Source organism: Bacillus sp. B1-b2 (assembly GCF_009183415.1).
Classification (GTDB): domain Bacteria; phylum Bacillota; class Bacilli; order Bacillales; family Cytobacillaceae; genus Niallia.
The window spans coordinates 1-14,930 of record NZ_WEHU01000028.1; the positions used below are offsets into that span (position 1 = coordinate 1).

The 14,930-nt window shown below is 36.9% G+C and carries 13 protein-coding genes; all 13 read right to left on the minus strand.

Going from position 1 to position 14,930, the window contains the following annotated elements:
• Positions 1–233 precede the first annotated feature (233 nt).
• The gene (locus F9279_RS20100) at positions 234–1,937 is read right to left on the minus strand and encodes an NAD-dependent malic enzyme (protein WP_152116023.1); all 1,704 of its coding nucleotides are present in this window, start codon (positions 1,935–1,937) and stop codon (positions 234–236) included.
• Between the two features lie 83 nt (positions 1,938–2,020).
• A complete protein-coding gene (locus F9279_RS20105) occupies positions 2,021–2,989 on the minus strand; it encodes a 2-keto-3-deoxygluconate permease (protein WP_152116024.1) in 969 nt (322 codons plus the stop codon).
• A gap of 171 nt (positions 2,990–3,160) precedes the next feature.
• On the minus strand, positions 3,161–3,868 hold the full coding sequence (locus F9279_RS20110; RefSeq protein ID WP_152116055.1) for a response regulator: 708 nt from the start codon (positions 3,866–3,868) through the stop codon (positions 3,161–3,163).
• Positions 3,868–5,469: a DcuS/MalK family sensor histidine kinase gene (dcuS, locus tag F9279_RS20115; RefSeq protein ID WP_152116025.1), complete on the minus strand. Its 1,602-nt coding sequence runs from the start codon at positions 5,467–5,469 to the stop codon at positions 3,868–3,870. The genes F9279_RS20110 and dcuS overlap by 1 nt, the downstream gene beginning before the upstream one ends.
• Positions 5,470–5,572: 103 nt before the next feature.
• Entirely contained in the window at positions 5,573–6,322 is a 750-nt protein-coding gene (locus tag F9279_RS20120) for a sulfite exporter TauE/SafE family protein (protein WP_152116026.1), read from the minus strand.
• 211 nt (positions 6,323–6,533) lie between these two features.
• Positions 6,534–8,207: a ribonuclease J gene (locus tag F9279_RS20125; protein ID WP_152116056.1), complete on the minus strand. Its 1,674-nt coding sequence runs from the start codon at positions 8,205–8,207 to the stop codon at positions 6,534–6,536.
• A gap of 241 nt (positions 8,208–8,448) precedes the next feature.
• The gene (locus F9279_RS20130) at positions 8,449–8,754 is read right to left on the minus strand and encodes a hypothetical protein (protein ID WP_152116027.1); all 306 of its coding nucleotides are present in this window, start codon (positions 8,752–8,754) and stop codon (positions 8,449–8,451) included.
• 298 nt (positions 8,755–9,052) lie between these two features.
• Entirely contained in the window at positions 9,053–9,721 is a 669-nt protein-coding gene (gene fsa / locus F9279_RS20135; protein ID WP_152116028.1) for a fructose-6-phosphate aldolase, read from the minus strand.
• 49 nt (positions 9,722–9,770) lie between these two features.
• Entirely contained in the window at positions 9,771–11,783 is a 2,013-nt protein-coding gene (gene tkt / locus F9279_RS20140; protein WP_226793751.1) for a transketolase, read from the minus strand.
• A gap of 112 nt (positions 11,784–11,895) precedes the next feature.
• Positions 11,896–12,588: a D-allulose 6-phosphate 3-epimerase gene (alsE, locus tag F9279_RS20145; RefSeq protein WP_152116030.1), complete on the minus strand. Its 693-nt coding sequence runs from the start codon at positions 12,586–12,588 to the stop codon at positions 11,896–11,898.
• Positions 12,589–12,990: 402 nt separating this feature from the next.
• Positions 12,991–14,082 (minus strand): PTS fructose transporter subunit IIC, encoded by a 1,092-nt coding sequence (locus F9279_RS20150; protein WP_152116031.1) that lies wholly within the window; start codon positions 14,080–14,082, stop codon positions 12,991–12,993.
• 55 nt (positions 14,083–14,137) lie between these two features.
• On the minus strand, positions 14,138–14,587 hold the full coding sequence (locus tag F9279_RS20155) for a PTS sugar transporter subunit IIA (RefSeq protein WP_152116057.1): 450 nt from the start codon (positions 14,585–14,587) through the stop codon (positions 14,138–14,140).
• A gap of 20 nt (positions 14,588–14,607) precedes the next feature.
• The gene (locus tag F9279_RS20160; RefSeq protein ID WP_152116032.1) at positions 14,608–14,925 is read right to left on the minus strand and encodes a PTS fructose transporter subunit IIB; all 318 of its coding nucleotides are present in this window, start codon (positions 14,923–14,925) and stop codon (positions 14,608–14,610) included.
• Positions 14,926–14,930 lie beyond the last annotated feature (5 nt).

The window sequence follows — 14,930 nt, forward strand, 5'->3', positions numbered from 1 at the left end:
ACGCACTAAAACAGACGAATAAGAAAATCAAAAAGTTGATACTAAGTCAACTTGAGCAGTGGATCTCTGGCCTTCCAAGCTATATCAAGTCTTATTTGCCGATTTCACTCTGCGAAAGTTGAGTCTATAATTTTAAGAAATACTGTAATCTATTTTCATAAAAAAACCTATACTTCCTAGTAATAGTCAAAACTACTTACTAGGAGTATAGATTTTATACTACTTATTAAAGCTTAAACAGTTGCCCAAATTCCAACACTCTTTATTTCTTTATATTCAGGCTGCCATACCGCATCTACCACTGCTTTTGGAATATCTGTTATATTCGCTCTTGCTATGCCTTCTGCAAGAGCTGCTTTTGCTACTTCAACCGCAACATGAATGGAGACATCATGTAATTTTTCAATAGAAGGAAGTAAGGATGAACCAATTTGGTTACTGTCACACATCTCTGCAACTGCATTAGCAGCTGCTGCAAACATTCCTTTTGAGATAATCTGAGATTTTGCAACAATTGCTCCAAGACCTAGACCTGGGAATACAAATGCATTATTAGACTGACCAATCTCATAGGAAACTCCCTTGTATTCTACATTGGCAAACGGACTTCCTGTTGCAATTAGGGCCTTGCCATCTGTCCATTTTATTAGATTTTCTGGTACAGCTTCCGCAAGCATAGTAGGATTAGACATTGGCATAATGACTGGGCGTTCCACATGCTTAGCCATTTCCTTGATAATTTCTTCTGTAAAAGCACCAGCCTGACCAGAAGTACCAATCAGGATAGTTGGTTTCACCTTGCGAACTACTTCTAGTAATGTGATTAGACCGTTCTCATCTGTGTCCCAATTCTTTACTTCCTCTGAATTTCTTACATAAGGCGTTTGGAATTTTAGAACATCTGGAGTTTCGTCTGTTAATAATCCACGATAATCTATAGTCCAGAAACGTTCATATGCTTCTTCTCTGCTTAACCCTTCTAGAACCATTGTATCAACCATTTGATCTGCATTCCCGATACCAGCAGCTCCTGGTCCAAAGACAACAATACGTTGATCCTTTAGTGATGTTCCGGTTACTTTCATTGCAGACATAACAGCAGCAAGTGTAACAGCACCTGTTCCTTGAATATCATCATTAAAGGTTAGAATACTATCACCATATTTATCTAGAATATTACGTGCATTTACATTACCAAGATCTTCCCAATGAAGAAGTACTTCTGGGAAATACTTTCTTGCAGTATGGATAAATAAATCTACGAAACGATCATAACGCTCACCACGAACACGAGCAAATTTATTTCCAATATAGATGGGATCATCAATTAATGATTGATTGTTTGTACCAACATCCAATACAACTGCCAGAACACGACTTGGATCAATCCCAGCTGCTGCAGTATAAACTGCTAATTTACCAATCGCAATGTTAATACCGCCTACCCCTTGATCCCCAATACCAAGAATACTTTCTGAGTCCGTAACAACAATTAAGTCAATATCATTTCTAGCTTTTCCAAGATTACGAAATGCTTTCTCCACACCTTCTGAATTATCAATAGAAAGATATAAGCCACCTGGACGACGATAACTATGAGAATAGGACTGGATAGCATCACCAACAGTTGGTGTATAGATGATTGGAAGCATTTCTGCTAGATGCTCTTTTAATAGACGATAGAAAAGAACAACATTTCGATTATACAAATCATACAACAAACTGTTTTTAAAGAGATTAGTAGTCTGCATAGAATATTGCTCATAAACCCTGTCTACCTGCTCATCAAGAGTAAGTACTTGAGGAGGTAACAGTCCATCTAATCCTAGATCTTCCCTTTCTTCTTTCGTAAATGCTACTCCTTTATTTATAAAGGGATTAGTGAGAATCTCATTTCCTTTTAATGTAGTAATGATTACATTCTCAGATAGACTCATAGTGGTAGTTCCTTCTTTCCTTTTTAATTAGAATACTAAAACTTATAGATTCGATCATGTTAATATATATACTTTACTTTTTATCACGCTGCTCTTGCAATAGAATTTTTTGCCTTTTTCTTTTCAGACCTTTTCACAACATAGCTGACAATGAGCGGACAAACTATGGCAGAAACTACGCAAGCTGCTGCAACCTGTGCTGTAGCTGCTGGTGCTATCGCTGCTAGAGTTGGATCTGCAGCTGCAACAACAGCTGGAGTAGCTACAGCATTACCAGCTGTAGATCCTGTTGCTAAACCTACAATTGGGTTTTCTTTGAATAGTTTTAATAATAAGTAAGCTCCAATTCCTGTGAAAGAAGCAATTAAGCCAAGTAAAAGACCAGGACCTCCCGCGTCTACAATCGTATTGAGATTCATTCCTGCACCTAATGGAAACGAGAAGAATGGAATTAATAATAATTTACTGCTTCCAAGGAATTTTCTCATATCTGGATCAATATTTCCTAAAATCATCCCGATTAAGATTGGAATTAATACCCCAACAAGTGCATGAAAAGGGATTGCTGCAAGACCAGATGCACCTAATGCCACCAATGTGAAAAATGGACCATCTTTTAAAGAAAATAATGCATATGCTCCTACATCTGTTTCATCTCCATATGATGAAGCAAGGGAAGCATATAATCCTCCATTTGCATTTAATAACGCAGCAAGAATCGCTAGTGGTGATAACCCTAGTACTCCCGCAGGACCGAAAATCAACGCTACCGTGATACCTATAGCAGCACCTACAATAAATTTCCCTGTTAGTAATATTGCACCTTTTTTCACAGCCTTTGGTGCTAATTTAAAATTAATCTGAGAACCAATTAAAAACATAAATAATGCCAAAATAGTAGATGAAGCTTCTTTACTGAATAATGCCGTTGTAAAATGGCCAATCTCTAAAAATTGTGGGAAAAATGTGTTCGTTAATACCCCTAAAAATAATGGAACAACCATCATGCCGCCTGGTATTTTATCAAGCGTCTTCTTAATTGGAATATGCATTGTTCATCCTCCTAAAAACGTTTTATCCTCTTACAACGCATCCATTTCGTTGTGTTGCAAGCACCCTCTTTGTTACATGTTCATCATACTCCCGAGTAAAACGTTTTCACAGTTTATGAAAGTTTAATAATTATTTTTGTAAATAAAAAAAGTAAGCAGTATAAATACTACTTACAGAAAGTTTTTTATTAGATGTTCCTTCAAAGGGTTATATTCATGCTGATAGACTGGCCTTCCAATTGTTCCATAGATAACCTTCACTTCCAGAATTCCAATATCCTTTAAGAAATTAAGATACTTTCTAGCAGAAACTCTAGAGATTCCTATCACATTTGCAAGGTCATCTGTTGAAAAAGGATCCCTCTTTAATTTCTGAATCGCATCCCATACTTGCTTTAAAGTATCCTTCGTTAATCCCTTTGGCAATTCTTCTACAAGAACCGATTCCTCTCTATGCAAAAGAAAGGAGTCTAACTCTTGTTGACTAACAGAAGACTGCTTATCAATAATTCTAGCTTGCTCAAAATAGGTAGTTAGTGCCGTATGAAATCGTTCAAATTCAAAAGGCTTAATTAAATAGTCAACCACCCCATACCTTAATGCTCTTTTAATACGTTCAAGGTCCGAAGCTGCTGAAATGATAATAACATCTGTTTCTAGTTCCTTCTTCCGAAGATAAGCTAGTAGTTCAAGCCCGATCTTTCCAGGCATAAAAACATCTAAAAGAATAAGCTGTATCTCCTCCTTTTCTAGTAATATAATCGCTTCATCTACAGAAGTAGCCGTTGCCGCCAGATGAAACCCATTGATTTGATCAAGATACCGTTTATTAATTTCTGCAACCATCGGGTCATCTTCTACTATCATTACATTTATCATCATTCTTCACCCTCTGCTTTATAAGGTATGTATACGGCAAAAGTAGTTCCTTTTCCAGGCTTTGATGAGATAAGTAGATCACCCTCCAGCCTTTCAGTTGCCTGTGTCAGTAAATACAATCCAAAACCTCGATTATTCCCTTTCGTAGAGAATCCCTTATCTAAAACCTTATTTTGAAGAGAATTAGTCATACCCATACCTGTATCTTTCACTTCTATTGTTAGTATATCCTCTGCATAATCTAATGTTAGATGGATCTTCTTACTATGACTATCTGCCATTGCTTCAATGGCATTATCAAAGAGATTTCCAATAATAGTAATTAATTCATGTGTAATTTCTGGATCTTTTGGCTTGGGAATTTTATTTTCACAATCAAAGGACAGTACCACTCCAGATTCTCTAGCAAAGCTTAGCTTCCCAATCAGAAATCCTGCAAGTACAGGATCTTGAATTTTCTTCGTAACAAAGCTTACTTCTGTCTCTCTATGATTAACTGTTTCACTTATATAATTAGCAAGTGTCTCATATTGCTCTGTACGAACTAAACCTAAAATAACATGCAGTTTATTCATAAATTCATGTGATTGGGCACGAAGAGCATCTGCATAATTTCGCACGCCTGTCAGCTGTTCAGCCATTTGCTGTACCTCTGTTTTATCACGGAATGTTGCAATAGCTCCTACTACCTGATTGTCTACCACTACAGGTACACGATTTACTAAAATAGTCACACCATGCATATTTTGTTCTTCGTCCAAATCCATCTCCCCTGATTTTATAATCCTTGTTAACCGAGTCTCTGGCAAATAATCCTCAATACTTTTCCCAATAGCTTGATCATCGAATCCAGCTTTTACAAAAAGCTTAGTGGCAGCCTTGTTAACAAGCGTGATTTTCCCTTCCTGGTCAATAGCAATGATTCCCTCCCGCACAGATTGAAGCATGGAACTACGCTCTTCCAACAGTTTCGCAATGGCAGATGGCTCCAGTCCTAGAAGAATTTTTTTGAAGTATTTAGCTAAAATAACAGCACCAATCACTCCTATTAGTACTCCAATTAACGTCCCCATCATGATTCCCATCCGACCCTCATGGACAGCTTTTGTGACGGTATCCAAAGAAATTCCTACAGCTACCGCACCAATTTGTTTACCCTCTGTATCCAAGATAGGAGTAAATGCTCGCATGGATTTCCCTAGAGTTCCTTTTGATATGGAAACATACTCCTTTCCTTTAAAAACAGGACCTTCATCCCCACCACTAAAGTGCTTTCCCACTTTATTAGGCTCTGGATGAGAAAGTCGGATACCATCCATATCCAGTACAACTACAAAATTCACATGCGTTTTCTCTTTTATTTGATTGGCAAGAGTTTGTATTTCCTCTCTATTGTCAGCTTGTCCTTCAAGAACTTCTATTACCTCTGGAATAAGAGCCATTGATCTTGCAACATTCAATGCCTTCTCTCTCTGTGTTTCTTCTACAGAGGAGGTAATTCGCTTACTTATTAGTAAGTCCGTTATGCCAAGAGATGCTGCAACGACAATGCAAACGAATATAATAATGATGGCTTGTAGACTGAATTTGCCTTTTTTCATGGTATCCTCCGAGATTTTATTATTATAGTATTTATAAAGGTTATGAAAAGAAAGCAAAAGATCGCCTAGCTCGTAATGGAGAGGTTTACGCAGTCTCTATATATTAAATAAGTAAAATGGCACCTGCAATGATAGGAGTGAGCACCATAGCACTTTTTAGTATTGGCAATGGAACCTTGTTAGTAAATTTAGCCCCGATATAGGAACCAATCATTGTTCCAACTAGTATCTGCACCAGAAGCACAACATCAAAATAGCCTTCGAAGTAATATCCTATCCCCCCAGCCATTGCTATCGGAAGAATAACCAGCATGGTAGTACCAACTGATTTTTGTACAGAAAGTCCCAGCACAACCATTAACCCAAGCTGAATAAAGGGTGCTGACCCGATACCAAACGTACCTGATAAAACACCTGTGATTATACCAACAAAAGCTGCCTTAAATAAAAAGCTATTCGTGGAATTAAATTCTGATTTAGCTTTTTCTTTTAACCTTCTTACTAAGAAAAGCCGAATCAATAGCATAATAGCAGATAGAAAAAGCATTCCCGATGTGAAAAAGTGGAGTGATTGAACTGGAATCCAGACTGCAATCTTAGAACCAACAAAGGACATAATGGCACCAAAGACTCCTACCATTATTCCTTCCTTCACCTCTATATTTCCTTGTCGATAATGACTGTAAGCTCCAGATAAGCTTGTAAAAACCATGGCACCAAGAGAAGTACCTAATGCAGTATGAATTGGTACTCCAAAAACAACTGTTAAAAGAGCAATAATAAAGCCGGATCCACCCGCCCCAATAAACCCTAGTAATATCCCCAATAGAAGCATAGTAAGTGTGATAATCATGAGATGTCCCCCCAAAGCGCTTTACTTTCATAGTGCTATTTTATCCAAGTTAATTATAGTACTTGAAACATTAGCAGGTTGTTTTTTGTAATTAAAAAAAGTGATTAAAAGTGAAACAACATAGAAAAAGCCACTTCCCCACAGGAAGTGGTATTACATACATTTATACACAGATTTTCATTGACTGAATAGCTTTTAAAGGGCTTCCTTTCTAAATTTCGATAATAATAGGAAGAATCATTGGCTTTCTCTTGGTCTGGGTAAAAAGATACTGCCCAACTGATTTCTTAATACTTTGCTTCATTACATTCCATTGCCTGATATTCTCTGATTGCAAGTTGCTAATAGTCTTTTTCACCAAACGGTTTACTTCCTTTAGAAGTTCATCTGCGTCACGTGCGTAGACAAATCCTCGGGTGATGGTATCTGGTCCAGAAATAATCTTCCTGTCCCCCTTACTAAGTGTAATGACAATAACAAGCATTCCATCCTCAGATAGCTGCTTCCGATCACGCAACACAATATCTCCAACATCTCCAACACCCATTCCATCTACATACGTATCACCTGCTTGAACCGTTCGAGTTTGATAGGCAGCTCCATTTTCAAAATCAATAACTTCCCCATTCTTAATAATAAATGTATTTTCTATTTCCACCCCTACTGACTCTGCTAATAATCGGTGTTGGTGGAGCATACGATATTCACCATGTATTGGGATGAAATAGGTTGGCTTCATTAAGGTTAGCATAAGTTTCAAGTCTTCCTGATAGCCATGTCCAGAAACATGCATACCAGTTGTGCTCCCAGAACCATAAATCACTTTAGCTCCTAATTGAAATAGATTGTCTATAATTTTAGAAACACCTTTTTCGTTGCCTGGAATTGGGGAAGCGGCTAATATAACTGTATCTCCAGGATAAATGGCAACATCTCGGTAGTTTCCACTTGCTAGTCGTGATAATGCTGCCATTGGTTCTCCTTGACTACCAGTGCAAAGAATAGCAACCTGTTCTACTGGGAGTTTATCCACTTCGCTGGCATCAATTAACATACCTTCTGGAACATGAAGATATCCACGTTCAATGGCAACATCAACAATGTTCACCATGCTACGGCCAAGCAATGCTAATTTCCGGTTCGTTTTCATAGCGGACTCCACAACTTGTTGAACTCTGTTAACATTTGATGCGAATGTCGATACGAAAATTTTCCCTCTAGCTTTTATAAAGGCTTCGTCCATGTGAGAACCTACCATTTTTTCAGATGGAGTCAGCCCTTTACGCTCTGCATTGGTACTCTCTGAAATTAAAGCTAAGACACCATCCTTACCAATCTCCGCCATCTTATGTATATCGGCATATTGGTTATTTGCCGGTGTTAAATCAAATTTGAAATCACCGGTATGGACAATATTTCCTTCTGGAGTATGACAAACAATTCCAAGACAGTCAGGGATGCTATGGCTTACTTTAAAAAAGGATATTTGAACCTTATCAAATTCCAGTTTTGAATTGGAATCTATGGTTATTAGGTTTGAATCTCCTCTCAGCCTATGTTCGTTGATTTTTAGTTCGATTAAACCTAGAGTAAAACGTGTAGCATAAATGGGGATATTTAATTTCCTTAGGAAATAGGGAATACCACCTATATGGTCTTCATGGCCATGTGTAACAATTAAGGCCTTAATTTTATGCTGATTCTCTTCCAAATAAGTAAAATCAGGAATAATCAAATCAATACCTAGTAAGCTTTCATCAGGAAATTTCCCGCCACAATCAATAACAAAAATCTCATCCTCATATTGAATCACATACATGTTTTTTCCAATTTCATTTATTCCACCTAAGGAAAAGAAAGACAAGGAATGTTCAGTGGTTTTCATCATAATCCTCCTATAAACTAACTATGCATATTATTCCTTTTTAGTAAAACTTTGATACAGAGGAGAAGAAAATAAACCACATTTTTATCTTTTGGATATCCAAACATAGAGCTAATGAAAAAAGACTTTCAAATGTTTAAAGAACATATGATAGCCTTCTTTCATGTGTATTTATTTACCAATCTTTTTAATAATCGAATATACCACATCCTTCATTTTTAAAAGAACATCCCGTGTATCTTCAAAAGGGTAAATCCTCCTCTCCAATCCAATAATCAGAAACAGTCTCTTTTTCTTGTGTACCAATTTTTCTTTTTGCTTCATTACAATGAATAGGCTTAACTGTAAGGACTCTATCAAACTTCTCCTCATATAGATCACGAATCCATATTTTCACAGGAACTTTCCACGTCTGATTAGATGCAGGAATATTTTTAACTAAACTCTTGGGTGTCATCCCCAATTCCTTAGCCATTTGTACATCCATTTCGTTCAAATGACATCGTTTTTTTGCCTCTGACCAGGTTAATTTTTTTATCTTTGACACTATTATCTTCTCCTATTCGTCAACCGTTAACTGCATATTCATTATCTATATCTATTATTATAGTTTCTTAACAAAATATAAAAAAGCTTCTTATAAGTTCTCTGAACTTATAAGAAGCTTTGATTAAAACCTGTATGTTTAGCTGTATTTTTTTCATATAAAAACAGTGCCCTAGATAGACTTTTTTCCAATCTACTTTTATAGGGGACTATTTAATTTTAGAATCTACTTTTTCTCTTTATGAAGTGAATACCAAATGAGATGCGTATCAATATACCATTCATATCAAATAGCGTTCTTATTTATTAGTAACTTTTCCCCAATCTGCTGTGAATTTTTCCAAGCCTTGATCGGTTAGTGGATGTTTAGAAAGCTGCTCAATAACACTATAAGGAACTGTTGCAATGTGGGCACCAGCCAAAGCCACACGAGTTACATGATCGGGATGTCGAACAGATGCTGCAATAATTTGTGAGTCTAAGTTATGAATTCGGAATAGTTCAGCAATCTTGGCTACTAATTGTACACCATCCTCAGAAATGTCATCCAATCTTCCTAAAAATGGGGAAACATATGTAGCCCCAGCTCGTGCAGCTAAAAGCGCTTGGTTGACAGTAAACATAAGGGTTACATTTGTTTTAACACCTTTATCTGCAAGATAGCGGCAAGCTTCTAAACCTGCTAATGTCATAGGAAGTTTAATGGTAATTTTTTCATCTCCACCATTAATCTTAATTAATTCTTCCGCTTGAGCAATCATGTCTTCTGCTGTAAGTGCATCTGGAGTTACTTCTGCTGATACAGATTCTACCCGTGGAACTGCTTGACAGATATCTTCAATCCGATCTTCAAATTTCACCCCTTCTTTAGCTACTAAAGAAGGATTTGTTGTAACACCAGCTAAAATACCAACCTTATATGCTTTTTTAATATCTTCTATATTTGCAGTATCAATGAAAAATTTCATATTACCCTCCTATTATTGGTATCTTGTTTTCTATAAGGAAAATTCCACTTTACTTAGTGATGCTTTTAAATGTCGCTACAACATTTTCCACTGTAAATCCATATTCTTTAAGTAATATATCAGCTGGAGAAGATGCTCCAAAATGATCAAGCGTAATTGTTTTTCCAGTATTTCCTACATATTCTCTCCAACCAAATGTAGAGCCTAATTCAATTCCAACACGTGCTGTTATATGACTAGGAATCACACTTTCCTTGTATTCAACTGATTGTTTTTCGAAAAGATCCCAGCTTGGCATACTAACTACAGACACATATATACCTTCTGTTTCTAGAATTTGTTGTGCTTCGAGAGCAAGCGCTACTTCTGAACCAGTTGCAAGTAAAAGACCTGATACCTCAGCTTTAGCTTGTGACACGACATAAGCACCCTTCTTCACACTTTCATATACTTGTTCTTGTTCCACATCAAGTGTTGGAAGATCTTGACGTGTTAATACTAACGCAGTAGGATGATCTTGACTTTCGAGTGCTAGACGCCATGCTGCAGCTGTTTCCTTTGCTTCTGCTGGTCTAATGACTGATACACCAGGCATTGCTCGTAATGCTGCTAAGTGCTCTATTGGCTGATGAGTTGGTCCATCTTCCCCAACCGCAATACTGTCGTGTGTAAACACATAAATAACCGGTACTTTCATTAATGCTGCTAAACGAATGGCAGGACGTAAGTAATCAGAGAAAACAAAGAAGGTTGCTCCAAATACTTTCACACCCCCATGAAGAGCCATTCCATTTAATGCTGCACCCATCGCAAATTCACGAACACCAAACCAAATATTGCGTGCTGCATAACCATCAATCGCAAAGTTCTTTTCTGATGCAATCAATGTCTTATTAGACCCTGCAAGGTCAGCAGATCCTCCAATCATTTGAGGGATTACACTCGCTGCTGCATTTAGTACTTTTCCTGAAGATTCTCTTGTTGCCATTTTTGAGTCTGATTCAAACAAAGGTAGTGCTTCTTGCCAATTTACAGGAAGATCCCCTTTTACAGCACACTCAAATTGAGCAGCAAGTTCGGGATATTCTACTTTGTATTGACCAAATAGTTCATTCCAAGCTTGTTCTGTAGCTTCTCCTTTTTCTACGATACTTGCAAAATGCTTTTCTACTTCTTCTGGTACAAAGAATGGTTCTTCTGCTTCCCATTGATAAGCCGCTCTTGTTAATTTCACTTCTGCTTCTCCAAGAGGTGAACCATGACTTGCTGAAGAGCCTGATTTATTAGGAGAACCAAAGCCAATAGTTGTTTTCACTTCAATTAATGTAGGGCGTTCTGATTCTGCCTTTGCTTCTTGAATCGCCTTTTGTATAGCTTCTAGATCATTACCATCTTCTACACGTAGTACTTGCCAGCCATATGCTTGGAAGCGATTCTCTACACTTTCAGAGAAAGATAGATTTAGATCACCATCTAGTGAAATATCATTAGAATCGTATAATACAACTAAACGACCTAATTTTAAGTGACCTGCTAGTGAAGCTGCTTCAGCAGAGACACCTTCCATTAAATCACCATCACCACATAGGCTGTATGTATAATGGTCAATCACATTGTATGATTCTTTGTTATACGTTTCAGCAAGATGACGTTCCGCCATTGCCATACCAACAGCCATTGCTATACCTTGACCAAGTGGGCCAGTTGTAGCATCTACACCTGCAGTATGTCCAAATTCAGGATGTCCAGGTGTTTTACTTCCCCATTGACGGAAATTTTTTAGATCATCAATTGTTAAGCCATATCCAAATACATGAAGCATACTATATAGTAGGGCTGATCCATGACCAGCAGATAAGATAAATCGATCACGGTTTATCCAGTCTGGGTTTGTCGGATTTATATTCATTTCCTTTGCCCACAATGTATAAGCCATTGGAGCAGCTCCCATTGTAATTCCTGGGTGGCCTGAGTTTGCTTTTTCAATGGAATCAATGGATAACATTCTTATTGTATTAATAGCTAATTGATCAATAGTTTGTTTTGTTTGTAATGTTGTCAATCTACTACACTCCTTTTTTTGTGATTTCATTCACATATCATTTCATCAACATAGGTTTCTTTTTGGACATGAAAGAAAGAGGTGGGTGTTGCCCCATCCCCTATTCTTTGTCTTAAGACATTACTACTTTCCCAGTCATGTCCTCATAATCTTTAGTCATGATTTCCCATGATTTTTCGATATCCTCATTTAATCCAAATAGACCGCTACGTCCTATGATATAAATATCTGGACCAGCTGCATCAATTCTTTGGAATGTTTTTCGACTAGATGAGCCATCCATTTCAATAACATATTTATATCCTTTTTCTTCTCGTAATTCTCTTAATGCTACAATCTTATCTAATGTACTTTCGATAAAACGTTGTCCAGCAAATCCCGGATCTACTGTCATGATGGTGATTTTATCTACTAATTCTATGTATGGGAAAATAGTTTCAATAGGTGTTTCTGGATTTAATACAACTCCTGCTTTTAATCCAGCATCTTGAATTTGATCAATTAAACGGAAAGCTAAACCGTCTAGTACTTCTGCATGCATGCAGATCCATTCGCACTTTAAATCTACTAATTGTTGAACCCAGAAACTTGGATTTGTTACCATAAGATGTGCTGACATAGGTAAGTCGCTTATTTTTCGTACTTCTTGGATAAACCATGGTGATAATGTAATATTGGGAACATAATGTCCGTCCATAATATCGATATGGTATGAGCCTACATGGTTGTTTAGGAAAGTGATTTGTTCTTTAAACTTATCTAAGTCCATTGTCATTAGTGATGGTGAGAATTCTACTTTTTTCATGATTTTTTTACCTCCGTAAGACTAATATTTACTTTAGAGATAGTTGTAGGGGTTGACTTATAATCTGTCTAAACTTATGCGAAAAGTTGGTTTTAAAATGATAATCAACATGTGTAAAATGACAGTTTCTCTTATAATTAAGGTGGTTGATTTGCTCTACAGGGGTTTGCTTTCCACGGGGGCGAGCGATGAGCTGCGATCTGCCTTTGGCCTGCAGGGTCTCATCTGTCTCCCTAATCCCGTAGGAATCTCACCCCTTTCGCTCCAATCAACCAGCAAAATATTCAATTTCTGCAACATAATACTAGTAATAAATTTCATTAAACTATACTTTTGCTCCCCAACCAATAACGCTAAAGTATTAATACGTTTACATTTACTACTTTTTAAAAAGATATTTACTTAAATAATTTGAATATCGTCCATATCAATATCTTCTTCTTCTACTTCTTTTATCTCATCTTCTTTTACGTTTTTCTTAATTAACGCTAGGGCTAAGCCAGTTACGACAACGTTTACCACGATAGCTGCGACTCCAGCCCATGGGTTTGACATAGTTGGTAGCATGAACACTCCACCGAATGGGACGGTTGCATCTGCTCCTAATACCATTGTTACGGCTCCACCTGCTGCACCACCGATAGCTACTGCTGTTACTGTGCGAACGATATCATTCATTACTATCGGGATAACACCTTCTACGATATTAACCACTCCCATTGGAACGGCTGATTTTAATGTTTCTACTTCTGATTGTGTATAAATATTTTTCTTGAAGATTTTTGCAATAAAGTAAGCTAATCCAAACCCAATTGGAGTTGCTGTATTTACTAATTGTAAAGCTGTAATAGGTCCATTAATTCCTTCTGCTTGCATGGTTAATACGAAAGCAAATACCGTTTTGTTAATTGGACCACCAAAGTCGACTCCACTCAGTAAACCAACAATTCCACCGAATACTAATAGAGAAGAAGTTCCTAAACCATTTAATGCATCTGTTAATAGGGATGTAAAAGCAGCAACTGGGATACCGATAACATAAACCATGATTATTCCACCAATAATAGAAGTGAAGAATGGAACAATTAAAGTTGGCATTAATCCTTTAGCCCATTTTGGAACTTTAAAATATTTAATACTTGCAATAGCAAGATAACCTGATAAAAATCCTCCTAAAATCCCACCAATAAATCCAGCGCCAATAGCATTAGCTGTTAAACCGATAACAAAACCTGGAGCAATACCTGGTTTGCCTGCAATGGAGTAAGATATTCCTGTTGCGATAACTACTGGTAGTAAACCTAAACCTGCTCCACCCATTGTTGCTAAAGCATCCCAGATGGAAAACTCTCCTTGTACTAATGTACCTTGACTAGTACCTCCAAATGCCATACCAATTGCGATTAGGAAACCTGCTCCACAGACAATTGGAATCAAATATGATATCGCTGTTAATAAATGGCCTTTGAGATTTAATTTTTTTAATCCACTCATAATGAACTCTCCTTTTATTTAAAGACCTCAAATTCTATCAATCTACTACTATTGATTAGCTACATAGAGCTTCCTTCACATCTTCAGCGTTTTTAGATTGAAGCATCTTCTCAATTACTTCATCATTTCCTAATTTTCTAGCAAATAATGATAATAGCTTCAGATGACTTTGTGCTCCATCATCATTTCCAACAGCAAAGAGAATGATTCCTTTTACGCCCTTCCCATCAAGTGTTTCCCAAGCAATTTCTTCTTGAGTAATTCCGATAGCTACTCCTATTTTTTCTACAGAATCACTTTTACCATGAGGAATGGCAATATAATTTCCGATTCCAGTTTGTCCTATTGCTTCTCTAGCATAGATATCTTTTGTAAACTCTTCAATATCTTTAATGTATTCGTTTTCAAGCAAAACCTGAGCTAACTCTTGAATAGCTTCTTCCTTACTCTTAACACTCATATTTGTTTTGATTGTGTTTAGATCTACAATATTTTTTACTTCCATCATTACCTCTCCTCTTTCCATTATTTCTGTTGACTTACAACCTCTGCTGCTTTTTCAATTAATTTATTTGGTGATTTAACTGCAATTTCTGTTGTCACTTGGATAATTCTCTTTCCATCGAAACGTTCTCTTCCTGCAATTTTCACATCTGTAGCTAAAATAACGATGTCTGCTTCAGCAATCTGTTGTTGGCTTAATTCATTTTCTGTTCCAATTGTTCCTTGTGTTTCAATATGAATTTCATGACCTGCTTTCTTTCCAGCATTCTCTAATTTTTCCTGTGCAATATAAGTATGTGCAATCCCTACTGTACAAGCTGCAACTCCTACGATTTTCATGATTA